Source organism: Pseudomonas lactucae (assembly GCF_016937615.1).
GTDB lineage: Bacteria > Pseudomonadota > Gammaproteobacteria > Pseudomonadales > Pseudomonadaceae > Aquipseudomonas > Aquipseudomonas lactucae.
This window is the reverse complement of sequence record NZ_JAFHKI010000096.1, coordinates 35206-57592: the sequence shown is the minus strand read 5'-3', so window position 1 is coordinate 57592 and position 22387 is coordinate 35206. Positions and strand designations below refer to the sequence as shown.

General features: G+C 61.4%; 19 protein-coding genes and 2 pseudogenes. 13 read left to right on the top strand and 8 right to left on the bottom strand.

What is annotated here, in order from left to right; all coding sequences use genetic code 11:
• Positions 1-49: 49 nt before the first annotated feature.
• The 3 genes from JWR98_RS18075 to JWR98_RS18065 form a co-directional block, all read right to left on the bottom strand.
• Positions 50-805 carry an alpha/beta hydrolase family protein gene (locus JWR98_RS18075; protein WP_003176379.1) on the bottom strand — a complete coding sequence of 252 codons (756 nt, stop codon included), beginning with the start codon at positions 803-805 and terminating at the stop codon, positions 50-52.
• Positions 795-1904 carry a DUF3182 family protein gene (locus tag JWR98_RS18070; RefSeq protein ID WP_078734867.1) on the bottom strand — a complete coding sequence of 370 codons (1110 nt, stop codon included), beginning with the start codon at positions 1902-1904 and terminating at the stop codon, positions 795-797. The genes JWR98_RS18075 and JWR98_RS18070 overlap by 11 nt, the downstream gene beginning before the upstream one ends.
• A gap of 171 nt (positions 1905-2075) precedes the next feature.
• Positions 2076-3035, bottom strand: a complete 960-nt coding sequence (locus JWR98_RS18065) for a GlxA family transcriptional regulator (protein ID WP_205490716.1) — start codon at positions 3033-3035, stop codon at positions 2076-2078.
• A gap of 95 nt (positions 3036-3130) precedes the next feature.
• Between JWR98_RS18065 and JWR98_RS18060 the strand changes: the two genes are divergently transcribed.
• Positions 3131-3691: a cysteine hydrolase family protein gene (locus JWR98_RS18060; RefSeq protein WP_205490715.1), complete on the top strand. Its 561-nt coding sequence runs from the start codon at positions 3131-3133 to the stop codon at positions 3689-3691.
• A 12-nt stretch (positions 3692-3703) separates the two neighbouring features.
• Here the strand turns inward: JWR98_RS18060 and tam are convergent, their stop codons facing one another.
• Positions 3704-4465: a trans-aconitate 2-methyltransferase gene (tam, locus tag JWR98_RS18055; RefSeq protein ID WP_205490713.1), complete on the bottom strand. Its 762-nt coding sequence runs from the start codon at positions 4463-4465 to the stop codon at positions 3704-3706.
• 27 nt (positions 4466-4492) lie between these two features.
• Positions 4493-5947 (bottom strand): aminotransferase-like domain-containing protein, encoded by a 1455-nt coding sequence (locus JWR98_RS18050; protein WP_205490711.1) that lies wholly within the window; start codon positions 5945-5947, stop codon positions 4493-4495.
• Positions 5948-6267: 320 nt separating this feature from the next.
• Here JWR98_RS18050 and JWR98_RS29520 point away from each other — a divergent pair, with 320 nt between their 5' ends.
• The 11 genes and pseudogenes from JWR98_RS29520 to JWR98_RS18000 all read left to right on the top strand — a co-directional run bounded on the left by JWR98_RS29520 (position 6268) and on the right by JWR98_RS18000 (position 16818).
• Positions 6268-6771, top strand: a complete 504-nt coding sequence (locus JWR98_RS29520; protein WP_225908772.1) for a hypothetical protein — start codon at positions 6268-6270, stop codon at positions 6769-6771.
• Positions 6666-7262, top strand: a complete 597-nt coding sequence (locus tag JWR98_RS29515; protein ID WP_225908771.1) for an SGNH/GDSL hydrolase family protein — start codon at positions 6666-6668, stop codon at positions 7260-7262. Before JWR98_RS29520 ends, JWR98_RS29515 begins: the two co-directional genes overlap by 106 nt.
• A 180-nt stretch (positions 7263-7442) precedes the next feature.
• Complete coding sequence (locus JWR98_RS18040) at positions 7443-9587, top strand: iron-containing redox enzyme family protein (protein WP_225908770.1); 2145 nt, start codon at positions 7443-7445, stop codon at positions 9585-9587.
• 17 nt (positions 9588-9604) lie between these two features.
• A complete protein-coding gene (locus tag JWR98_RS18035) occupies positions 9605-10648 on the top strand; it encodes an inosamine-phosphate amidinotransferase 1 (RefSeq protein ID WP_205490705.1) in 1044 nt (347 codons plus the stop codon).
• A 13-nt stretch (positions 10649-10661) separates the two neighbouring features.
• Positions 10662-11285: a LysE family translocator gene (locus JWR98_RS18030; RefSeq protein WP_003176390.1), complete on the top strand. Its 624-nt coding sequence runs from the start codon at positions 10662-10664 to the stop codon at positions 11283-11285.
• 90 nt (positions 11286-11375) lie between these two features.
• Positions 11376-13216, top strand: a pseudogene (locus tag JWR98_RS30005) (carbamoyltransferase family protein).
• A 33-nt stretch (positions 13217-13249) separates the two neighbouring features.
• Positions 13250-13393, top strand: a complete 144-nt coding sequence (locus JWR98_RS18020; RefSeq protein ID WP_003176392.1) for a hypothetical protein — start codon at positions 13250-13252, stop codon at positions 13391-13393.
• Positions 13394-13419: 26 nt separating this feature from the next.
• Positions 13420-14739 (top strand): aspartate aminotransferase family protein, encoded by a 1320-nt coding sequence (locus JWR98_RS18015; RefSeq protein WP_078734876.1) that lies wholly within the window; start codon positions 13420-13422, stop codon positions 14737-14739.
• A 66-nt stretch (positions 14740-14805) separates the two neighbouring features.
• Positions 14806-15408 (top strand): formyltransferase family protein, encoded by a 603-nt coding sequence (locus tag JWR98_RS18010; protein ID WP_003176394.1) that lies wholly within the window; start codon positions 14806-14808, stop codon positions 15406-15408.
• 80 nt (positions 15409-15488) lie between these two features.
• Entirely contained in the window at positions 15489-16118 is a 630-nt protein-coding gene (locus JWR98_RS18005) for a LysE family translocator (protein ID WP_078734877.1), read from the top strand.
• Between the two features lie 88 nt (positions 16119-16206).
• Positions 16207-16818: a LysE family translocator gene (locus JWR98_RS18000; protein WP_078734878.1), complete on the top strand. Its 612-nt coding sequence runs from the start codon at positions 16207-16209 to the stop codon at positions 16816-16818.
• 103 nt (positions 16819-16921) lie between these two features.
• On the opposite strand, the gene JWR98_RS17995 is transcribed toward JWR98_RS18000, so the two are convergent.
• Together JWR98_RS17995 and JWR98_RS17990 are read right to left on the bottom strand one after the other, a co-directional pair.
• Positions 16922-17437, bottom strand: a complete 516-nt coding sequence (locus tag JWR98_RS17995) for a single-stranded DNA-binding protein (protein WP_020302451.1) — start codon at positions 17435-17437, stop codon at positions 16922-16924.
• Positions 17438-17446: 9 nt separating this feature from the next.
• The gene (locus tag JWR98_RS17990; protein WP_205490703.1) at positions 17447-18841 is read right to left on the bottom strand and encodes an MFS transporter; all 1395 of its coding nucleotides are present in this window, start codon (positions 18839-18841) and stop codon (positions 17447-17449) included.
• 178 nt (positions 18842-19019) lie between these two features.
• On the opposite strand from JWR98_RS17990, the pseudogene uvrA reads away from it, so the two are divergent.
• A pseudogene (gene uvrA / locus JWR98_RS17985) lies at positions 19020-21848 on the top strand (excinuclease ABC subunit UvrA); the annotation flags it as partial.
• Between the two features lie 69 nt (positions 21849-21917).
• On the opposite strand, the gene bfr reads toward uvrA, so the two are convergent.
• A complete protein-coding gene (gene bfr, locus JWR98_RS17980; protein WP_003176400.1) occupies positions 21918-22382 on the bottom strand; it encodes a bacterioferritin in 465 nt (154 codons plus the stop codon).
• Between the last annotated feature and the right edge of the window lie 5 nt (positions 22383-22387).

Below are 22387 nucleotides of genomic sequence, written 5' to 3'. Positions count from 1 at the left end.
TGTGGGAGTCGGGCTTGCCCGCGATGGCGGTCGAACGGGCGCGGCTGATTTATCGGGACTGGATGATGCTCAACCGCTCCCCCACCACCATCTCGGTAATCCAGTCCACCAGGATCGAGGTGTAGGCCTGCTGGGAGACTGGATCGCTGAGGGAATGGTCGGCGCCGTCGATGATGCGGTGGGTCAGGGAATGGGTCTGCTGGCACGCCGCGCGGTAGCTCATGATGGTGGCATGGGGCACATGATCGTCGGTTTCAGATTCGACGATCAGCACGTCTCCGGTAAACGCCGAACACGCGTGCAGCGCCCGATTGGTGTCGGCCTGTACCAGCGTGCTGCGGTAATCCATCAGGTCCATTTTGTCCAGGTCACGCTTGGGCTTGGTCCACTCCTGGTCGCGGTACAGCGCCGGCACCCGCAGCGCCAGCCAGCGCACCGGGCGCAATGACGTGAGGATCGCCGCCAGGTAACCGCCGTAGCTGGTGCCCACCACCGCGACCGCCGAGGTGTCGATGGCCGGGTGGGACAGCAGCCGGTCGTAAGCCGCCATCAAGTCGCGCAGGTTGTCTTCGCGGGTAACGCGTGACAAGGGAATACCGGTGCCGGCATGCCCGCGCAGGTCGAAGGTCAGGCACACACAGCCGAGGCCGGCGATGCCCTTGGCCCGCTCCAGGTCACGTTCCTGGCTGCCGCCCCAGCCGTGCACGAACAACACGCCCGGCACTTTGGATTTGGGACTCAGGAACGTCCCGCTCATCTGTTCGTCGTCGATATCGATCGCAATGCTTTCGCTTCTAGCCGTCATAAGGGTTAACCGTTACATACTTGAGAAGAAAGTCGCTGTTGTCCGCAGGGCCGCGGTACACCTCGATGGCATCGGCCGGCAGCGCTTGCTCCTGGTAGGTTTCTACCGAGGACACCCGTATCGCCTTGAGCCCCGGATCGTTGATGAAGCACTGCAGCGCCGCGACTTCCGCGCTGCTGGCCCCGCCCATGCGCCAGGATTGTTCGAGCACGCCGCTGCGGCGTTGACCATCGCTGTCCAGGCCCTGGGCGATGTCGTAGTTGCGCCGCGAGGCGTAGAAGCCGGGGTAGGCTTCGTCGGCGGCCGCGTCGAAGACCTGGGCTTGCTCGATAGCCAGACGCACCTCGTCAGGCAGCTCGAGCATGAGCAAGTCCTCGTAATACCCCGGCACCACCAGCAGGTTGGACCCGCCGTAGACGTCCTCGCCCTGCCCGTCCTTTGTCAGGTATTGCTCGCCGCAATAACTGAACACGTGCTCGCCGATAAAACTCTGGCCCACACTATGGGTGACCACATCGCGCAGGTCTTGTTCCAGCACCACGCCCGCATTGAACAGCTTCGCGGCGTCGGGCCGCGCCAACAGCGCTTCGAACGCGTCGAGGCTGTGGATAACTTCCTGGCCTCGCCCGGCGCAGGCGTGTACCGGCTTTAGCCGGATGGGTCCGCTGTAGAGCAGGCGTGTGGCCGCTGGTCGCGCGTCCTCAAGGGCGAATACGCTGAGGCCATCGAGCACCACGTTGCGCACGCGCTCGCAGAACAGCGGCGACCAGCCTTCGGGCGCCCTGGCTTCAGGGCCCAGCAGACCGTGGCTGATGGCTTTGGTGCAGATGAAAGCGTGATCGACATAACCGCCCCACAAGTCTTCGGGGCCCCTGACGTTGAGTGCAAGCGCCTGGGCCGGACCCACCAGGGTCTGCGTGGGCAGCACGTAGAGATCACGGCCTGCGTGGTGTTGCGGATCGTAGCGACCGCCGAATTCAAGCCCCAGGATCTGCGCCAGCCAGCGCGCCAAGGCTCGGTTGGTGTCGACTTCGTGCTGGGGCGCCTCTGCTCGAGTGGAGTGAGCGACGACCAGCTTTTGAGGATGAATCGGGGTCATGCGTCCCCCTTGGCCATGCTTCCATGTGTGTAGCAGGAGCGTTGCAGAGATCAGGCCAAATACGCTGTGCGCGGGAGTGGTTTGAAATCAGCCGGTTGGCGCAAGCCCGATGGCAGTTGGCCTGTTTTATTCTGCACGACGCCGCCACGGGAAGGCGGCGTTCTGCACGATTCACACGCCAAACCGATTGCGGTAATCACTGGGTGCCAGGCCGGTGATTTTCTTGAACGTGGTGCGAAAGGCGCTGGGGTCCTGGTAGCCCACGGTCCAGGCGATATGGTCGATGGTGCCGTTGGTGAACTCCAGCATCTGCCGTGCCTTGCCCACGCGCAGGTGCTGGCAGTATTCGGTGGGTTTCAAGCCGGTGGCGCTGCGAAAACGCCGCAGGAAGGTGCGCTCCTCCAGGCCCGCTTGCTGCGCCATGGCGGCGATGGACACATCCACCGCGCCGCTGGCTTGCAAGCCATGCTGAACCTTGAGGATGGCGGCGTCGCCATGGCTGAGGATGGGTGCGAAGTTACTGCCGCACTGGCTGGCGCTGTCGCTGTGTTCGATGACCAGGAAGCGCGCGGTGTCCGCCGCAATGCTCGGCCCCATCAACCGGTCCACCAGGCGCAGGCCCAGTTCGGACCAGGCCATCAGCCCGGCGGTGGTGATCAAGTCACCGTCATCGACGATAGGCTTGTCCGCCTCCAAGCGCACGGCCGGAAAGCGCGCGGCAAAAGATTCGGCGGACGACCAGTGGGTTGTCGCGCTACGACCGTCCAGCAGGCCACTGCGCGCCAGCATGATCGACCCGATGCACACGCCACCCAGCACCGTGCCCTGTGCGTGCTGCCGGCGTAGCCATTCCAGCAATGCCGGGGGCGTCTGTTGCTCGCTGAACTCGCCAATCGACGGCGGCACCAGCACGGCCATCAGCGGTTGATCGAGGCCGGGGTGGCTATCGAATACGCGGATCGGTTGGCCATCGTCCTGAACCCGCCAATGACTGATGCGCAGCAACGGCAATTGCGCCGACTGGTGCTCGGCGGCGATGCGGTTGGCGACCCCGAACAGGTCGGTCAAGCCGTGCACCGCCGCCAGTTGCGCGCCTTGGTAGATCAACACGCCCAATTCCACAACAGCCATTGTCAGTTTTCCCCCTGTTATTGTCGGTGCAGCCAATGCCCGGCGTCGGCGCCAGCTAAGATACTGGGCCATCCACCCATCACGAGGCACTCACCATGGCCAAGCAAGCGCTCATCCTAATCGATATCCAGAACGACTACTTCCCCGCAGGCAAGTGGCCGCTTGACGGCGTGCAGGCGGCGGCGGACAAGGCCGTCCAGGTGCTGCAGGCGTTCCGCACGGCCGGGGATGCGGTGATTCATGTACGCCATGAATTTACCTCCGAGGACGCGCCGTTCTTCACACCGAACTCCGAAGGCGCCCACCTGCACCCAAGCGTGCTGAACGAAGGCAGCGAGCCGGTGGTACTTAAACATTTTGTGAATGCGTTTCGCGAAACCAACCTGCGCGTCCTGCTGGAGCAACGCAGCATCACCGAACTGGTGGTGGTCGGCAGCATGAGCCATATGTGCATCGATGCCGTGGTGCGGGCGGCGGCGGACCTGGGCTACACCGTCACGGTGATCCACGATGCGTGTGCCACGCGGGACCTGGAATTCAATGAGCACGTGATTCCGGCGGCACAGGTGCATGCCGCGTACATGGCGTCGCTGGCGTTCGGGTACGCGAGTGTGGTGTCGGCCGATGAGTATGTGCAGGCCCAGGCAGCCGTATGACCGCTACCGGCTTTAGCGGGTCGCGATAATGAACAGGCGCGGGAATGGCAGCAACACCGTGCCATCGCCCAGGGCTGGGTAGGCCTGGGTAATGCGCGCCTGATAATCCCGCAGGAACGCGGCTTTTTCGCTATCGCTCAGCGGTGCGAGATAAGGCCGCAACGCCGAGGCCTTGAACCACTCCACCACTGCCGCGTGATCCGCCAAGGGGTGCAGGTAGGTGGTGCGCCATACGTCGACGCTGCTGCAGTGCGGAGTCAGCAGTTCGTAGTAGTCACTCGCGGTATGACGCGCATTGTGTTTGACCGCGCCGATCCTGTCCGCCCACGGCCCCTCCCCCGCAACCTCACGCGCCAGCCGGTGCGCGGGTTCGTCGAGGTTGTCCGGGGTTTGCACCGCCAGCGTACCGCCGGGGCTCAATTGCCTGACCAGGTGCGGGTACAGGGTGGCGTGGTCCGCCAGCCACTGCAGGGAAGCGTTGGCCAGGATCACGTCGAAGCTTTGCGAAGGAGCCCAGGCGCCGATATCCGCCAGTTCGAAGCTGAGCGTCGGCAGACGCTTGCGGGCGTCGATCAGCATGTCGTCGGAGCTGTCCAGCCCCGTAATCCGCGCCTGTGGAAAACGTTCTGCCAGGACTTCGGTGGAATTGCCGGGGCCGCAGCCCAGGTCAACAGCGGTCTGCACTTCGGTGCTTGGAATGGCCGCTACCAAGTCGCGGACGGGGCGAGTGCGTTGTTGTTCAAATAGTGTGTACTGCTTGGCGGACCAGGTCATTGCGGCTTTCCTTTAAAACGCAGGGCGCTAAGGCTGGCGTTGTTGCGCGGTGAGGGTGTTGTCAGATTCCATCTGCATCAACTGGCCAACGGTCTGCCCGACCTTTTGCACGGCCATCTCGACCTTGCGGGTGGGCGGGTTGGCGAAATTCAGGCGGATGCAATTACGGTATTTTCCCGCCGCCGAGAAAATATTGCCATTGGCCACCTGCACATCCTGGGCTTCCAGCAGGCGGTTCAGGGCATAGGTGTCGAACTCCCCAGGCAATTCGACCCACAGGGTAAAGCCACCCTGGGGCTGGCTGACGCGGGTGCCGGCCGGGAAATAGCGGTTGACCCACTCACTCATCAGGTCGCCGTTGCGCTTGTACTGCTTGCGCATGCGGCGCAGGTGCAACAGGTAGTGGCCCTTGGCGATAAATTCTGCCGCCGCCAGTTGCGGTTGGGTGACGGTGGCGCCGGAGCCGATGTACTTCATATGCAGCACCTGGGGCAGATAGCGCCCGGGAGCGATCCAGCCCACGCGCAGGCCTGGAGCCACGGTTTTGGAAAGCGAACTGCACAACACGACCCGGTTGTCCTCATCAAAGGATTTGAGCGAGCGCGGGCGTGGATAGCGGTGCGACAGATCACCGTAGATATCGTCTTCAATGATCGGCACGTCGAAGCGCTGGGCCATGCGGATCAGCTTGAGCTTGCGCTCGTCGGGCATGATGTAGCCCATGGGGTTGTTACAGTTGGCGGTCAATTGGATCACCTTGATCGGCCACTGCTCCAGGGCCATTTCCAAGGCTTCCAGGTTGATGCCGGTCACGGGGTCGCTGGGGATTTCCAGCGCCTTGAGATCGGCCGCCTTGAGGATCTGCATCATCCCGTGGTAGCTCGGCGAGGCGACCGCCACGATGTCGCCGGGCGAGCAGATCGCGCGGATTGCGGTAGACAACGCCTCCTGGCAGCCGCTGGTGATAATCAGGTCGGCCGGGGTGAGGCGAACGCCCGAATCGATGGACAGCCGCGCGATCTGTTCGCGCAAGGCCAATACGCCCTGGATGTGGCTGTATTGCAGGCTGGTGCTGTCACTGCGCCGGCTGATACGCGCCATCGCGGTCAGCAGCGGTTTGAGGGTCGGCGCGCTGATATCCGGCATGCCGCAGCCCAGTTGGACGATATCGGCGCTTTGATCGAAGCGCATCAGCTCCTGGACCATGTCCCACTGAGAGATGTCCACCGGCCGCAGGATCGGCCGGCCCATCTGCGGCAAGGGTGCGACGCGCCGGTCCGACGGCACGAAATAGCCCGACTTGGGACGCGGTATCGCCAACCCCGAACATTCCAATACACGGTAGGCCTGTTGCACGGTGGTCAGGCTGACGCCGTGCTCGTGGCTGAGGGTGCGTACAGATGGCAAACGCTCGCCAGGCCCGTACAGGCCTTGCTCAATGCGGCTGCTGATGAATTCGGCGAGGTTCAGATAAAGAGTCATGAGTCTGACTGTAGCTGCTCATCTGTGGCTTAAGAAGTTACAGATAGGCCTTTTTTTGAAAAATTTTCGGCCTTATAAGCGTATCTGTATTTAAAAGATTGAGTTCTGCTGTATCTGCAATACACACCGTCGCCTTGGGATGATAGGCCCCAGAACGGTGCACAGGGCCTTGGACACGGTAGCCGCAAAATAACAAAGCAGCACAGTACGCACCAAATTTTAAGAAATGCCCTACAAAACAGACGCCTGATAATTATCAACGCCAGGTGTTGGAAACTGCCCAGCGAATACCAAGGGGACCCAGCGCAATGACGGCAAGGATGACGCTCACACCGCAGATGGCCGAGTACGAACAGAAATTTACCGATGCCGGTGAAGTTCGATGGTTACCCTATTTGATGTACTTCCACCCGACGGACCATTGTTCTCCCGTGGTCAATACAGATTCGTCCGGTTTCCGTTATTCCGAGTCATTGGGCACCAGTTATTCAGTGATCGATGGCGGCAAGAGTAATGGCCCGGTACGCCTGTTGGCGGGCAGCTCCACTGTATTCGGCATTGGCGCCAGCGCCGACAGCTGGACGCTGGCCTCGCGCCTGACGCACAACGACTCCCGTGGCCAACGCTGGATCAATTTCGGCGGTCGCAGTTTCAACTCCACTCAAGAATTGGTGCTGTTCACCCTGAACCGGCACACCTGCCGAAGGTGGATGAAATCGTGCTGTTCTCCGGGTTCAACAACCTGGGCCTGGCACGCCAGCCCCAGGCCTATCGGGGCGAACACGGGGCGTTTTTCAACTGCCATCAGTTTTTCGATGCCCTGACGCCGCAACAGCCGGCCGCCAGCCACTGGAGCCTGTCGAATCTGTTCGGCAAGCCTCAGGAGCCCGAGCAACCCGCGCCGCCGTCGATGCAGGAACAGATCGACTACGCCGCCAACCTGACCTTGCAGCATCTGGATATCTGGCGCGCCCTGGCGGCCGACATGGGAGCGAAGCTGACGTTCATCCTGCAACCCTTGGCCGGCTGGGTCCGCGAGACCGGCAGCGCCGAGGAAGAGCAACTGTTTGCCGAGCTCGACCAGCTCGGCAACTTCACCGAGGTGTATGGCGACATCCTGCAAACCTCGGTGCGCGAAGCCTATGCCCAGCGCCTGCGCGAAGGGGCACAGGCGATGGGGGTGGGGTTTGTCGACATCACGCCATTGCTGGCCGAGGCATTGACCCCGCAGGACTGGCAGTTCGTCGACCGTATCCACTTCACCGATGCCGGCAACGACCTGGTTTCAAAACTCATTCTTGATGTCACTCGCTGAAAAGGACTTGCACATGAAATCCATCAAAAAGTTTTTCCTGCGCCTGTTTGGAAAAAAGAAGAAAAAGCCTGACTCCTCCATTTATCCGATGTTCTGACGCGGCACTGCAAGGTAATGGCTATGGATGGCTCGGTTTTAACGCGGGTCCCCGCACACGACAGGTGGCGCGAACTGTATCGTTTGGCGCTCGACCCTGAATGTTTCCTGGATGCGGAGTATCTCGACAACCTGCTGGGTGACGACGGCGAGCCGGCGCAATTACCGCTGCTGTCGCGGCAGATCGACGCGTGGCAGTTGGAGCAGGCGTCGGCGTATGCCGGTGCCGCGGCCGCCGCGGTCGAACAGCACAACGCCCGCGCCTTTGCCCAGGCGCTGGCGATCTATTCGGCACCGCTGGCCTCGGTGCTGGGCTGCTGGCTGCAGGGCATGAGCGCGCCAGGGGTGTTTGAAGACCCCGCACAGTTGCGCTTGATGCAATTGTTCGCCCATGACGTCGGCGTCGGTTACCCGAACGCCTCCCGCGCCCATCATTTCAATGCGCTGTTGGGGCAGTTGCAGTTGACGACGTACGCCTTGGCCCCGGCGCAACTGGCGACCCTGCCGGACCTGAATGACGATGCGTTCGAACTGCCCGCGTTGTTACTGGCCTTGAGCCGACGCAGCGATGCCTTCGGCGATGAACTTTGTGGTGTCGATTGGGCCTTGCGCGCCGTCGGGCTGTGCCCGGGCTGGGCAGCCATGGGACAGCTTGAAGGTCTCGCGCTGGAGTTGGGACGGCTGGACCTGAGCGCCGCCTTCCCTGGCCTGGAACCGGTCTCGCTGTGCCATATCAGCCAATGGGTCGCGCAGCGGATCATCGAGCAGGGCGAAGAACGCCAGGCCCGTCTGCTGCGCGGCGCCAATTGGCTGTTCGGCGCGTTGCGGCGCTGGAATGCGCGACTGTATAACGCCTCGCTGACCGCCACCTCACCCCAGCAGGCCATGGCGCATTTGATGCAACGCCTGGCCCGGGTTGGCGCGGTGTATCACCAGAATTACCTGATCGAAGGCCGCAGCCTGGCGCTGTGGCTTGAAGACGCCCAGCACGACCCGTTGCCCTTGCTGGACGTGCTGTCGCGCAGCCGCCTGATCGTGCCTGGCAATGCGAAAAAAAGCCTGCTGGTGACCAGCCTGGTCGCGCCGACCGGGCGCATGTTCCGCATCTTCAGTGAGGCGGACTTGAGCGTGATTCGCCAGTGGATCGACTGGTTGCCCCAGGCGGGTACCACTGAGCAATTGCCGCGTCAGCCGATCGACAGTTGCGCCATGGCGGCCCGCCCGACTACAGCCAGCGCGGCCGACACCGGGCACTGGCCCCAGAGCCTGCGCGAGGCCTATTTTGTCCTGCAGGGTCGCGCGCTGCAGCCCACCACCCTGAAGTTCGCCCATGCCTATGTGAGCCGCTGGCTGGAGCGCTCGCGCCAATCGCTGAAAACGTCCGAGCGCCAATTGCCCGAGCAATGGGGCACCCAGGTGCTGCGCGGCTGGTTACTGGACAAGCATGACCAGAACGGCCAGCAGTTCGATGACAGCGACCCGGCGCAAATGCCCAGCCGTGAAGAAATCGTCGAGTCGACCTTGCAACTGGCGCCCCTGACGCTGATCGACGGCGCGTGGCTGCAAGGCTTCACCGACGTGGGGCTGGCGTCTTCGCATGTGGGCTACACCCTGTTCCAGACCTATTGGGACGAATTGGGCAACGGCATCGAGGCGCTCAATCACCCGAAGATCTACCGCGATGGCCTGCGGGAAATGGATTTCGAACTGGCGCCCACCGGTAGCCGGGAATTTGCCGAAGACCCGAGCCTGTATGAGGAGTCCTTCCGCCTGCCGGTGTATTGGCTGTGCCTGGGCAAGCTGCCGGTGACGTTCATGCCTGAAATCCTCGGCATGAACCTGGCGATGGAATTATCCGGCGTGGGCGGCAGCTATCGCTCGGCACGGCGCTTTTTACGGCACTACGGGTTCAGCACGGCGTTCGTCGATCTGCACAACACCATCGATAACGTGTCCACCGGGCACTCGGCCTGGGCCGCCGATGCAATTGATGCGTACATGCGCTCGTTGACCAGCGCCGAGCAGGTCGCCGCGCAATGGCAGCGCGTGCGGGTGGGCTATGAGTCCCTGGCGCCGTTGCCGGGCAAGTGGACCTTGATGCTGCGTCGATTGGGTCTTTCGTCCGCAGGCAATGTCCTTCCGCGTCCGACACGCACGGCAACGTCAAGTCGCTATCTGCATCACTTGCCGATCACGCGGGAAGTGCTGCTGGAAACCCACGAACCTTAACGCCACGAGGAACAATTATGTCTTTGGTAGAAGTGCATAACGAATGGGACCCCCTCGAGGAAATGATCGTGGGTGTTGCCCATGGCGCGCGCGTGCCTCGGCCGGACAGGGGCCTGTTTGCCCTCGACTACAGCGAGCACCACGACTCGCCCCACGAGATTCCGTCAGGCCCCTATCCTGAACAGTTGATCGAAGAGGCCCAGGAAGACCTGGACGCCTTTGCGGCCTTCCTGGTCGGTCACGGGGTGACCGTGCGCCGGCCCAGGGAGACCTACCATGCCGCGCTGTTCGGCACCGCCGACTGGAAGACCGACGGCGAATACAACTACTGCCCCAGGGATGTCCTGCTGCCGATTGGAAAGACCATCATTGAAGCGCCGATGGCTTTACGCAGCCGTTACTTCGAACCGTTTGCCTACCGAGAACACCTGCAGGCGTACTTCGCCAGCGGCGCCAACTGGATTTCCGCGCCCAAGCCGGAACTGCCGGACAGCACCTACCGGGTCAACCCGCGTGAAGGCTCGATCATCGCCAACGATGAGCCGATCTTCGATGCGGCCAACGTGCTGCGCATGGGCCGCGACATTCTTTACCTGGTGTCGCGCAGCGGCAACCGCCTGGGCTACGAGTGGCTCAAGCGCGTGCTCGGCGATCAATACCGGGTGCACGCCCTCAGCGGCTTCTACGACGGTACGCACCTGGACACCACCATCACCCTGGTGCGCCCGGGGCTGGTGGTCTTGAACCCCGAGCGCATCGGCAAGGATCAGGTGCCTGACGTGTTCAAGAATTGGGACATCATCTGGGCCCCCGACATGGTGGACACCGGCTACTGCTGGTCGTACCCGCGCGCGTCGATCTGGCAGGGCATGAACTTCATCATGGTCAACCCGTCGCTGGCGGTGATCAACGACCAGCAGGTCGCACTGATTCGCGCCCTGGAAAAACACCATATCGATGTGGCGCCGTTGAAGATGCGCCATGCGCGCAGTTTGAGCGGCGGTTTCCACTGTGTGTCCGTCGACATTCGTCGACGCGGCACGCTGGAAGATTACCGTTGAACAGGACGTGAGCATGCAGGCACTGGACTACTACTCGATTGTGTTGTTCGTGATCGCCACCTGCGTCACGCCTGGGCCGAACAACGTGATGTTGATGTCGTCCGGCGCCAATTTCGGCATGGGTCGCACCTTGCGCCATGTGGCCGGTATCAATATCGGCTTTCCACTGATGCTGGTGGCGGTCGGGCTGGGGGCCGGGGCGGTGTTCCGCCAGTACCCCTGGCTGCACGATGGCTTGCAGGTGATCGGCGCGCTGTACCTGTTGTTCCTGGCGTACCAGATCGCTAGTGCCCCGACCACCGATCTGGGTGACAAATCAGGCAAGCCTTTGGGGTTCACCGCTGCGGCGCTGTTCCAGTGGGTCAACCCGAAGGCCTGGGTGATGGCGGTGGGCGCGGTGCTGGCCTACACGTCACCCTTGGGTTCGTACACGGTGCAGGTGTTCCTGATTGCACTGTTGTTTTTTTTGTTCGGTTCACCGTGCTCCATGGTCTGGGTGTTTTTCGGGCAATACCTGCGGCGCTTCCTGACCCAGCCGCAACGTTTGAAGGCGTTCAATATCACCATGAGCCTGGTGCTCGTGGTGTCCTTGATCCCGGTTTTACGAAGCCTGCCATTCGCGCAATGGTGGTCTTGAAACGCAGAGAAAGGTTGCCCGGATGCCAGCAGATCGACTGGCACAGGCAACTCCACGGATTGGCGGAATGCGATGAGGATGCACAGTTAAATGGCTATTTATGTTTTAGGGATTTCTGCCTTCTACCACGACAGTGCGGCGGCCTTGGTCAAGGACGGCGTGCCCGTCGCTGCCGCCCAGGAAGAGCGCTTCACCCGCGTGCGCCACGACCCGGCGTTCCCGGCCCAGGCGATTGCCTACTGCCTGGACGCCGAGGGCATCACCCTGGCTGACCTGCAGGCAGTGGTTTACTACGAAGACCCCCAGGAAAAATTCTCCCGGGTGATTTCCTCGTTTGCCAGCGGTGGCATCGGCGGCGCACGTACGTTCATCAATGCGATGCCGGAATGGATTCGCTGGAAGTGGAACGTGCTCAAGTTCGTCGACGAGCAACTTGAGATCATGGGCCGGGGCAAGGCGCCACGCACCCAGGCCTCCCAGCATCACCGTTCCCACGCGGCGGCGGCGTTTTACCCCTCGCCGTTCAAGAACGCTGCGGTGTTGTGCATCGACGGCATCGGCGAATGGCATTCGACCACCATCTGGCACGGCCAGGGTTCGCAACTTGAACTGAAAAACTCGATCTCCTACCCCCATTCCGTGGGCTTGCTGTATTCAGCCATGACCTACTATTGCGGGTTCAAGGTCGACTCCGGCGAGTACAAGCTGATGGGCCTGGCGCCGTATGGCCAGCCGATCTACGCCGACAAGATTCGCGACGAACTGATCAATATCCGCGAGGACGGCTCGTTCACCCTGAACATGAAGTACTTCGAGTACCTGCGCGGCGAGCGCATGGTGGGCGAAGCCTTTGAGGCGCTGTTCGGCGGGCCGATCCGTCAGCCCGAAAGCCCGATCTCACAGCGCGAGTGCGATTTGGCCGCATCGATTCAAAAAGTCACCGAGGAAGTGGTACTGGGCCTGGCCACGGCCGCGGTCAAGCAGACCGGCGAGCGCAACCTGTGCCTGGCCGGCGGCGTGGCATTGAACTGCGTGGCCAACGGTGTGCTCAGCCGCTCGGGGCGTTTCGATTCGATCTGGATCCAGCCGGCGGCGGCGATGCCGGTTGTGCCCTGGGGGCGGCGCTGGATTTTGCGGTCAAGCACAGCGGTCGTCCGCATCTGGAGGGTAACAAGTCCGATGCCATGAGCGGCAGCCTGCTGGGGCCGGGGTTTGGCGACGAAGAAATCGCCCAGTTCCTGCTGGAAAACCACTACCCCTTTACCCGCTACGACGACGCCGGGCTGTATGACCAGGTCGCCAGTCGCCTGGCCGACGGCGCGGTGGTGGGTTGGTTCCAGGGGCGCATGGAGTTTGGCCCACGGGCCTTGGGCGCGCGTTCGATTCTCGGCGATGCGCGCAACCCCGAGATGCAGCGCACCATGAACCTGAAGATCAAATACCGCGAGTCGTTCCGCCCGTTCGCCCCGGCCGTGCTGGCCGAAGACGCCGGCAACTATTTCGATATCTGCGAAAAAAGCCCGTACATGTTGATGGTCGCGCCGGTCACCGACTCGATTAAATCCCAGCAGTCACTGCTAGAAGGCGGCCCCGAGCGGGGCTTGGGCAGCATCAACCATATTCGCTCGCAGTTGCCGGCGGTGACCCACGTCGACCTGTCGGCGCGGGTGCAAACGGTGACTGAAGAAAACAACGCACCGTTCACCTACCTACTGCGCAGTTTCAAGGAGCGCACCGGCTGCTCGGTGTTGGTCAACACCTCGTTCAACGTGCGTGGCGAACCGATCGTGTGCACGCCGCAGGAAGCGTACGCCTGCTTCATGCGCACGGAAATGGACGTGCTGGTTCTGGGCCGCTACGTGCTTGAGCGCCCCGCCCAACCGGCCTTCGTCGAGGCCGTTGACTGGCGCAGCGAGATCCCGCTGGACTGATCCTCACCCCCTTCACCCTTTGGAGCTTTTACCGTGCTGAGATTTCTTGCGTTTTTGATGTTTATCGTCGTGTTGCTGCCCATCGGGCTGACGCGTTCGGTGTTTCATTCGTCCCGTTTCGGGCGGCGCTTTCACCAGGCGCCGACGGCTTGGGATCACTCCGTAAGTAACCCGTAAGGCCAATCGCCCAAGGAACCGCGCGCATGTCAAAAGTGATTTACAAAAATCTCAACACCTCGCCGATCCTGGCGGTCGGCGGCGCAGGGGTGTGGCTTGAGGATGCAACGGGCAAACGCTACCTCGACACCTGCGGCGGTGTCGCGGTGTCGAGCCTGGGCCATGGCCATCCGCGTATCGCAGCGGCATTCGAGCGCGAAGCAAAGAAACTGGCGTGGGCGCACGCGGGCAGCTTTACCACCGCCGCCGCCGAGGAACTGGCCGAACGCCTGGTGGCAGCCAGTGGCGGCCTGGCGCGTGCGCAGTTTTTATCCGGCGGCTCGGAGGTGATGGAGCTGGCGATGAAAATCGCTTACCAGTACCAATGCGAGCGCGGCTTGCCTGAAAAGTCGTTGTTCATTTCCCGCCGGCAGAGCTACCACGGCAGCACCCTGGGCACCTTGAGCATCTCCGGCAACCCGCAGCGCCAATCGGTGTTTGGTCAACTGTTCGCGGCGGCCGAGTTCGTCTCGCCATGCTACGCCTACCGTGATCAACGGCCCGACGAAAGCGAAGAGCAATACGCCACGCGCCTGGCCGATGAACTGGACGCCAAAATTCGCAGCCTGGGCAGTGAAAACGTCGCGGCGTTCTTTGCCGAGACCGTGGTGGGCTCCACCAATGGCGCGGTGCCTGCGGTGCCCGGTTACTTTCGCAAGATCAAGGCCGTGTGCGAGCGTCACGATGTGCTGCTGATCCTCGATGAGGTGATGGCCGGCATGGGGCGTACCGGGCAGCTGTTCGCCTACGCCGACGACGGCATCGTGCCGGACATGGTCGCGGTCGGCAAAGGCCTGGCGGCGGGCTACATGCCGATCTCGGCGCTGTTGATAAGCGACCGGGTGCACTCGGTAATGGCCCGTGGTTCAGGCGTGCTGGGCAATGGCCAGACCCACGTCAACCATCCGCTGGCCTGTGCCATTGCCTTGGAAGTGCAACAAGTCATCGAGGACGAAGACCTGCTGGCGCAAGTGCGCCAACGCGGTGAGCAATTGCGCGCCTGGCTCAGGGAAAGCCTGGCTGACCTGGATATCGTCGGTGATGTGCGCGGGCGCGGGCTGTTCGTGGGCGTCGAGTTTGTCGAGAGCCGCGCCACCAAGGCGCCGTTCAAGGGCGGCGGCGCGTATGCCGCGGCCCTCAAGCAAGAGGCGCTGCAGCGCGGCCTGTTGATCTATCCCGGCAGCGGCACCGTGCAGGGAACGCACGGCAATCATGTGCTGTTTGCACCGCCGTTTATCACCAGCGAAGGGGAGCTGGGGCAAATGGTCGAGCGCTTCAACGCAGTGGTCAGGGCTGTCGCGTACTAGCGACAGCGCGGGCTTGGCGGGGGACGGGCGTTGTCACCCACATTACCTGGAAATGGAGAAGTGAAGATGCAGACAATCGAGCCATGCAAGGACAAGGTCCTGCTGTCGGTGTGCACCATGGACTGGTGCGATCACGGAGTGGAATTCGCCAAGACCGTATTCTCCAACCTTGAGGTGTTTTGCTGGGACCCGGGCGATCCCTATCCTTATCACCTGGATAACTGGGAAGGCGATTGGATCATCTCCTACCGTGGCGACTTCATTTTCCCGCCGAGCATCTACAAGAATGCCCGCAAAGGCGCGATCAATCTGCACCCGGCACCGCCCAAGTACCGGGGCCTGGGCAGCCAGCATTACGCGATCTACTACAACGATGAAACCTACGGCTCGACCTGCCATCACCTGGCCCCTTCGGTGGACAGCGGGCAGATCATCAATGTGGCGCGCTTCAACGTCGCACCCGCCGAGACGGCTTCATCGTTGCGCCTGCACGTAGGTGCCTATTGCCTGCAGCAGTTCATCCACCTGCTCACCGACTACATTCTGCTGGGACGGCCACTGCCGGTCTCGCCGGAGAATTGGGGCGAGCGCCTGTACAAGCAATCGGAACTCAAGCCCTGGATGGAGAAGATCCGCGCCCAGGAGCCGGATCATCGTTGCTTCAAATAGCTTTTTCTTGGCCGTCACTTCAAGCCACGGGTGGCTTGAAGTGCTCACTGCGCGCTGGCGCGACGGGTATGAGTGCATCTATGTTTGAGTTTTCGAGTTTTGCAGCGGCACTGGGGGTCTACGTGATCGGCACCGCCAGCCCTGGCCCGGGCAACCTGGCCATCGCCAACACCTCCTTGAACTACGGGCGCACACCGGGCCTGGCGTTGGCGGCCGGGGTGATTTCCGGGTCGTTGTGCTGGGGCGCGATGACCGCCGCAGGCGTGTCGGCGTTGTTGATGTCCAACACCCAGATCATCTTGTGGTTAAAGGTGTTAGGCGCCTGCTATCTGTTTTTCCTGGCCTGGAAGTCGGTGCGCAGTGCGCTGGCGCACAACGCCACGACGGTAGCCAAAGTACGGGAAAAGCAGACACGCAACCTGGGCTTCTATTTGCAGGGGTTGGGCATTCACCTGACCAACCCCAAGGCCGCCTTGACCTGGTTCACGGTGACCACCGTGGGCCTGAGCGTCAACGCGCCGGCCTGGGCCAGTTTCGTGCTGGTGGCGGCCTGTGCGCTATTGGGTTTGCTGATTTTCTGCACCTACGCCTTAGCGTTTTCCGCCCATTCGGCAGAACCGTTTTTCACCCGGACGCGCAAGTCCTTCGGGCTGATTTGTGCAGCGTTCTACTCGATGGTTGCCATTGGTTTTCTGAGTTCGTTGTTCTGACTCCAACTACAAGTGGCCACACTGCACCTGTATCCCTCGCTGTCCGGGTGGCAGGTAAGGCACCAAGGCCCGTTTCCAGGAAATATCCATGTCCTTGTCGTTTGATTTAATGCTGGCGTTTGCTTTGTTTGCGTTCGTCACTTCCGTCACCCCTGGCCCCAATAACGCCATGCTGTTGGCCTCGGGCGTCAACTTTGGCTTCCAGCGCACCATCCCGCACATCCTGGGTATCAGCTCCGGGTTCCTGGTGCTGGTATTGGCCGTGGGGCTTGGGCTGGGTGCAGCCTTTACCGCCTATCCGGTGCTTTACACCGTGCTGCGCTATGCGGGCGCGGCTTACTTGCTGTACCTGGCATGGAACATCGCCCGTTCCGGCCCGGCATCAGAAGACACCGAAGGTAAAGGCAAGCCCCTGGGGTTCTGGGGCGCAGCGGCGTTTCAGTGGGTCAATCCCAAGGCGTGGGTCATGGCAATTGGTGCGATCAGCACCTACACACCCTTGCAGGGCTACACCATGAACGTGGTGATCATCGCTACGGTGTTCGCTCTGATCAACGCCCCAAGCGTGGGGGTATGGGCGGGGTTCGGCAGTGTACTGCGCAACGTGCTGCGCAACCCGCGTTGGCTGCGCGTGTTCAATTTCGGCATGGCGGCGTTGCTGGTGATTTCGCTGTATCCGCTGCTGCAGCATACGAGCTGATCAGGCACGCAGTTGTTAACTTCACAAAAATCTGTGGCCATAAAAAAAGCGAAGCCAGATTAATGGCTTCGCTTTTTTATGGGTATGGTGCTGAAAGCGGCTTTTAGAACGGAATATCGTCATCAAAGCTGTCGAAATCCTGAGCCGGCTGCGGTGCAGCCTGCTGTGGCGCTGGACGCGATTCACGCTGTGGCTGCTGGCTTGGCTGTGGACGCGACTGTTGTGGACGCGGTGCCGAGTTGGACATGCCGCCCTGCCCCTGTTGGTCGCCCTGTGGACGGCCGCCCAGCAGTTGCATGGTGCCTTGCATGTCGACCACGATTTCGGTGGTGTAACGCTTGATGCCGTCTTTTTCCCACTCGCGGGTTTGCAGTTTGCCTTCGATGTAGACCTGTGAACCTTTGCGCAGGTACTCACCGGCGATCTCTGCAACCTTGCCGAACATCGACACACGGTGCCATTCGGTCTTCTCGACCTTCTGGCCGGTCTGCTTGTCGGTCCACTGTTCGCTGGTCGCCAGACTCAGGTTGGTCACGGCGTTACCGTTGGGCAAGTAGCGAACTTCGGGATCCTGGCCGCACGTACCGACCAATATGACTTTGTTAACCCCACGGGCCATAACGTTCTCCTAAGCTGGGCGCGCTGTCGGCACTGGGTTGACCAGTTGCTCGAGCGTCGCGCGATCCAATAATTCGGTGTCCAATTTGATGTAGATGGCGGCTTCTTCAGCAACAACCACGGCATCGGTAACCCCAGCGACGGCCTTGAGGCGCTCGGCCAAGCCAGCTTCGCGAATCGCTTCGGGCGATAACGGCAAGCGCAGACTCGTCACATAGGGAGGTTCGCGCATGGTAACAGCAAAGGCGAGCCAGAGGGCAGCCAGACCTGCGCATCCCAGGAACACAACCGACAAACCGCCATGCTGGAACATCCAGCCACCCATGATGCCGCCCAGTGCGGAGCCCAGGAACTGGCTGGTGGAATACACCCCCATCGCCGTGCCCTTGCCACCGGCCGGTGAAACTTTACTGATCAGCGAAGGCAGCGAAGCCTCCAGCAGGTTGAACGCGGTGAAGAACACCACCGTGCCGATCACCAGCGCCCGCAAGTTGTCGCCGAACTGCCAGAAGAATAGTTCAGTGAGCATCAATGTAGCGACGGCGCCCAGCAAAACTCGTTTCATTTTGCGTTTTTTCTCGCCATAGATGATGAACGGGATCATGGCGAAGAACGAAATCAATAGCGCGGTAAGGTAGACCCACCAGTGCTGTTCCTTGGGCAGACCGGCTTTTTGTACCAGCGCCAGGGGCAAGGCGACGAAGCTGCACATGAGCATCGCGTGTAATACGAAGATACCTAAATCGAGGCGCAGCAGGTCGGGGTGCTTGAGCGTCGGCAACAGCGCCTTGCGCGCCACACCGGACTCGCGATGCTGCAAGGTGCCGGTGGAACGCGGCACCATGAAGGCCACGATCAGAATACCGATCAGCGCCATGCCGCCGGTGGCGAGGAACAAGCCATGCAAGCCGAACGCGCGCGTCAGCAGCGGGCCGACCACCATGGCCACCGCAAACGACAGGCCGATGGTCATGCCGATCATGGCCATGGCCTTGGTACGGTGCTGTTCACGGGTCAGGTCCGACAACAGCGCCATCACTGCAGCAGAAATTGCGCCGGCACCTTGCAGGATACGTCCGGCGATCACGCCCCAGATCGAATCGGCCTGAGCGGCGAGCACGCTGCCGAGGGCGAACACGATCAGCCCCAGGTAGATCACCGGGCGCCGCCCAATGCGGTCGGAAATGATCCCGAACGGAATCTGAAAAATCGCCTGGGTCAGGCCATAGGCGCCAATCGCCAGGCCGATCAGTGCCGGGGTCGCGCCTGCGAGGTCCATGCCATAGGTCGCCAGCACCGGCAACACCATGAACATGCCGAGCATACGGAAGGCGAACACCAGGGCCAGACCGCTTGCCGCTCGGGTCTCGCCGCTACTCATGCGTTCGCTGTGGGGATCGTGCATGGAAAAACCTCGTGTGAACCGGCGGCGATTCTACCAGTCCCATCGATTGAGAGGGTATATGCGGCGCTTTGCCGCGCAGCTTTCATGTAAGGCTGCACCCGGCACTTTGACAGTGTATATTCATCCAGTCTTCCGTCGTATACTCCCGCATTATTTAAGCCCGCCGTGCGAGGCCATCTTGGACAAGATCCTGATTCGTGGGGCTAGAACCCACAACCTGAAGAATATCGACCTGACCCTGCCGCGGGACAAACTGATCGTCATCACCGGCCTGTCCGGCTCCGGCAAATCGTCCCTGGCATTCGACACGCTGTATGCCGAAGGTCAGCGTCGCTATGTGGAATCGCTGTCGGCCTATGCCCGCCAGTTCCTGTCGATGATGGAAAAGCCCGACGTCGACACCATCGAAGGCCTGTCGCCGGCGATTTCCATCGAGCAGAAGTCGACCTCCCATAACCCGCGGTCCACCGTGGGCACCATTACCGAAATCTACGACTACCTGCGCCTGCTGTATGCGCGGGTCGGTATCCCGCGTTGCCCGGACCACGACATTCCGCTGGAAGCCCAGACCGTCAGTCAGATGGTCGACCTGGTGCTGGCCCAGCCTGAAGGCGCCAAGCTGATGCTGCTGGCACCGGTGATTCGCGAGCGCAAGGGCGAACACCTTTCGGTCTTCGAAGAGCTGCGTGCCCAGGGTTTTGTGCGCGCGCGGATCAACGGCAAACTGTATGAACTGGACGAGGCGCCGAAGCTCGACAAGCAGAAGAAGCACTCCATTGATGTCGTGGTCGACCGCTTCAAAGTGCGCGCCGACCTGCAGCAGCGCCTGGCGGAATCGTTCGAGACCGCGTTGAAGCTGGCGGACGGCATTGCCCTGGTAGCACCGATGGACGACGAGCCCGGCGAAGAGATCATCTTCTCCGCGCGCTTTGCCTGCCCGATCTGTGGCCATGCCATCAGCGAGCTGGAACCCAAGCTGTTTTCCTTCAACAACCCGGCAGGTGCCTGCCCGACCTGCGATGGCCTGGGGGTGAAGCAGTTCTTCGACATCAAGCGTCTGGTTAACGGTGAGCTGACGTTGGCGGAGGGCGCGATACGTGGCTGGGACAGGCGCAACGTCTATTATTTCCAGATGCTGGGATCGTTGGCGTCCCACTATAAGTTCAGCCTCGAAGTGCCGTTCAACCAACTGCCGGCGGATCAGCAGAAGGTTATTCTCAACGGCAGCGGCTCGCAGAACGTCGACTTCAAATACCTGAACGACCGCGGCGATATCGTCAAACGCTCGCACCCGTTCGAAGGCATCGTGCCGAACCTGGAACGGCGTTACCGCGAAACGGAATCGGCCAGCGTGCGCGAAGAGTTGGCAAAATTCCTCAGCACCCAGCCCTGCCCGGATTGCCGGGGTACTCGCCTGCGTCGCGAGGCACGGCATGTGTGGGTGGGAGAGAAAACCTTGCCGGCAGTGACCAACCTGCCGATTGGCGATGCCTGCGAATACTTCGGTGTTCTCAAGCTGACCGGACGTCGCGGGGAAATTGCCGACAAGATCCTCAAGGAAATTCGCGAGCGCCTGCAGTTCCTGGTGAACGTGGGCCTGGACTACCTATCGCTGGATCGCAGTGCCGATACCCTGTCCGGCGGCGAAGCACAGCGTATTCGCCTGGCCAGCCAGATTGGTGCCGGCTTGGTCGGCGTGCTGTACATCCTCGATGAGCCGTCGATCGGCTTGCACCAACGCGACAATGATCGACTCCTCGGCACGCTCAAACATTTGCGGGATATCGGCAACACCGTGATCGTGGTCGAGCACGATGAAGACGCGATCCGCCTGGCGGATTATGTGGTCGATATCGGCCCGGGCGCTGGCGTGCATGGTGGACACATTGTCGCCGAGGGCACCCCCGCCGAGGTGATGGCGCATCCGGATTCGTTGACCGGCAAGTACCTGTCCGGTCGTGTGAAAATTGAAGTGCCGGCCAAGCGTACGCCACGCAACAAGAAGATGGCGTTGCACCTCAAGGGCGCGCGCGGCAACAACCTGCGCAATGTTGACCTGGAGATTCCGCTGGGCCTGCTGACGTGCGTGACCGGTGTGTCGGGGTCGGGTAAATCGACACTGATCAACAACACGCTGTTTCCATTGAGTGCAACCGCCCTCAACGGCGCGACCACCCTGGAAGCGGCGGCGCACGATAGCATCAAGGGCCTGGAGCATCTGGACAAGGTAGTCGATATCGACCAGAGCCCGATTGGCCGGACCCCACGTTCCAACCCGGCGACCTACACCGGCTTGTTCACACCGATTCGCGAACTGTTCGCCGGTGTGCCGGAGTCCCGCTCTCGTGGGTACGGGCCTGGCCGGTTCTCGTTCAACGTCAAGGGTGGGCGATGCGAAGCGTGTCAGGGCGATGGCCTGATCAAGGTGGAGATGCACTTCCTGCCGGACATCTACGTGCCGTGCGATGTGTGCAAGAGCAAGCGCTATAACCGCGAAACCCTGGAGATCAAGTACAAGGGCAAGAGCATCCACGAGACCCTGGAGATGACGATCGAGGAAGCTCGCGAGTTCTTCGACGCGGTCCCGGCGCTGGCGCGCAAGCTGCAGACGCTGATGGACGTGGGCCTGTCATATATCAAGCTGGGGCAATCGGCGACCACGTTGTCTGGTGGTGAGGCGCAACGGGTGAAGCTATCCCGTGAGCTGTCCAAACGCGATACCGGCAAGACTCTGTATATCCTCGATGAGCCCACCACCGGGCTGCACTTTGCGGATATCCAGCAATTGCTGGACGTGCTGCATCGACTGCGCGACCACGGCAACACAGTGGTGGTCATCGAGCACAACCTGGATGTGATCAAGACGGCCGACTGGCTGGTTGACCTGGGGCCGGAAGGTGGCTCCAAGGGTGGCCAGATCATTGCGGTGGGCACGCCGGAGCAGGTCTCCGAGATGCCGCAATCGCACACCGGTTATTACTTGAAACCATTGCTTGCTCGCGATCGGCCTGATTCCCAGGCCCATGAAAAAGCCCCTGTCACCTCACGGCGACAGGGGCTTTTTCGTAGCGGGTGGTCAGAACTGCGATTGCAGGTAGTTCTCCAGACCAATCAGCTTGATCAGGCCCAACTGCTTTTCCAGCCAGTAAGTGTGATCTTCTTCGGTGTCATTCAACTGTACACGCAGGATTTCCCGGGTGACATAGTCATTGTGCTGCTCGCAGAGCTCAATGCCCTTGCAGAGTGCGGCACGTACCTTGTACTCAAGGCGAAGATCAGCAGCGAGCATGTCAGGCACTGTGGTGCCCACATCCAGATCGTCGGGACGCATACGCGGCGTGCCTTCGAGCATCAGGATACGACGCATCAGCGCATCGGCATGCTGCGCCTCTTCTTCCATTTCGTGGTTGATACGCTCGTAGAGCTCGGTAAAGCCCCAGTCTTCGTACATACGCGAATGGATGAAATATTGGTCACGAGCTGCCAGTTCGCCCGTCAGCAACGTGTTGAGGTAATCGATTACGTCGGGGTGACCTTGCATCGCCC

Excerpts from the sequence above, each read along its gene's own strand:
- JWR98_RS29520 (WP_225908772.1), top strand. The coding sequence starts at position 6,268 with ATGACGCTCACACCGCAGATGGCCGAGTACGAACAGAAATTTACCGAT.
- JWR98_RS18015 (WP_078734876.1), top strand. The coding sequence starts at position 13,420 with ATGTCAAAAGTGATTTACAAAAATCTCAACACCTCGCCGATCCTGGCG.
- JWR98_RS18035 (WP_205490705.1), top strand. The coding sequence starts at position 9,605 with ATGTCTTTGGTAGAAGTGCATAACGAATGGGACCCCCTCGAGGAAATG.
- JWR98_RS18050 (WP_205490711.1), bottom strand. The coding sequence starts at position 5,947 with ATGACTCTTTATCTGAACCTCGCCGAATTCATCAGCAGCCGCATTGAG.
- bfr (WP_003176400.1), bottom strand. The coding sequence starts at position 22,382 with ATGCAAGGTCACCCCGACGTAATCGATTACCTCAACACGTTGCTGACG.
- JWR98_RS18060 (WP_205490715.1), top strand. The coding sequence starts at position 3,131 with ATGGCCAAGCAAGCGCTCATCCTAATCGATATCCAGAACGACTACTTC.
- JWR98_RS18005 (WP_078734877.1), top strand. The coding sequence starts at position 15,489 with ATGTTTGAGTTTTCGAGTTTTGCAGCGGCACTGGGGGTCTACGTGATC.
- JWR98_RS18000 (WP_078734878.1), top strand. The coding sequence starts at position 16,207 with ATGTCCTTGTCGTTTGATTTAATGCTGGCGTTTGCTTTGTTTGCGTTC.
- JWR98_RS18030 (WP_003176390.1), top strand. The coding sequence starts at position 10,662 with ATGCAGGCACTGGACTACTACTCGATTGTGTTGTTCGTGATCGCCACC.
- JWR98_RS17990 (WP_205490703.1), bottom strand. The coding sequence starts at position 18,841 with ATGCACGATCCCCACAGCGAACGCATGAGTAGCGGCGAGACCCGAGCG.
- JWR98_RS18075 (WP_003176379.1), bottom strand. The coding sequence starts at position 805 with ATGACGGCTAGAAGCGAAAGCATTGCGATCGATATCGACGACGAACAG.
- JWR98_RS18065 (WP_205490716.1), bottom strand. The coding sequence starts at position 3,035 with ATGGCTGTTGTGGAATTGGGCGTGTTGATCTACCAAGGCGCGCAACTG.
- tam (WP_205490713.1), bottom strand. The coding sequence starts at position 4,465 with ATGACCTGGTCCGCCAAGCAGTACACACTATTTGAACAACAACGCACT.
- JWR98_RS17995 (WP_020302451.1), bottom strand. The coding sequence starts at position 17,437 with ATGGCCCGTGGGGTTAACAAAGTCATATTGGTCGGTACGTGCGGCCAG.
- JWR98_RS18070 (WP_078734867.1), bottom strand. The coding sequence starts at position 1,904 with ATGACCCCGATTCATCCTCAAAAGCTGGTCGTCGCTCACTCCACTCGA.
- JWR98_RS18010 (WP_003176394.1), top strand. The coding sequence starts at position 14,806 with ATGCAGACAATCGAGCCATGCAAGGACAAGGTCCTGCTGTCGGTGTGC.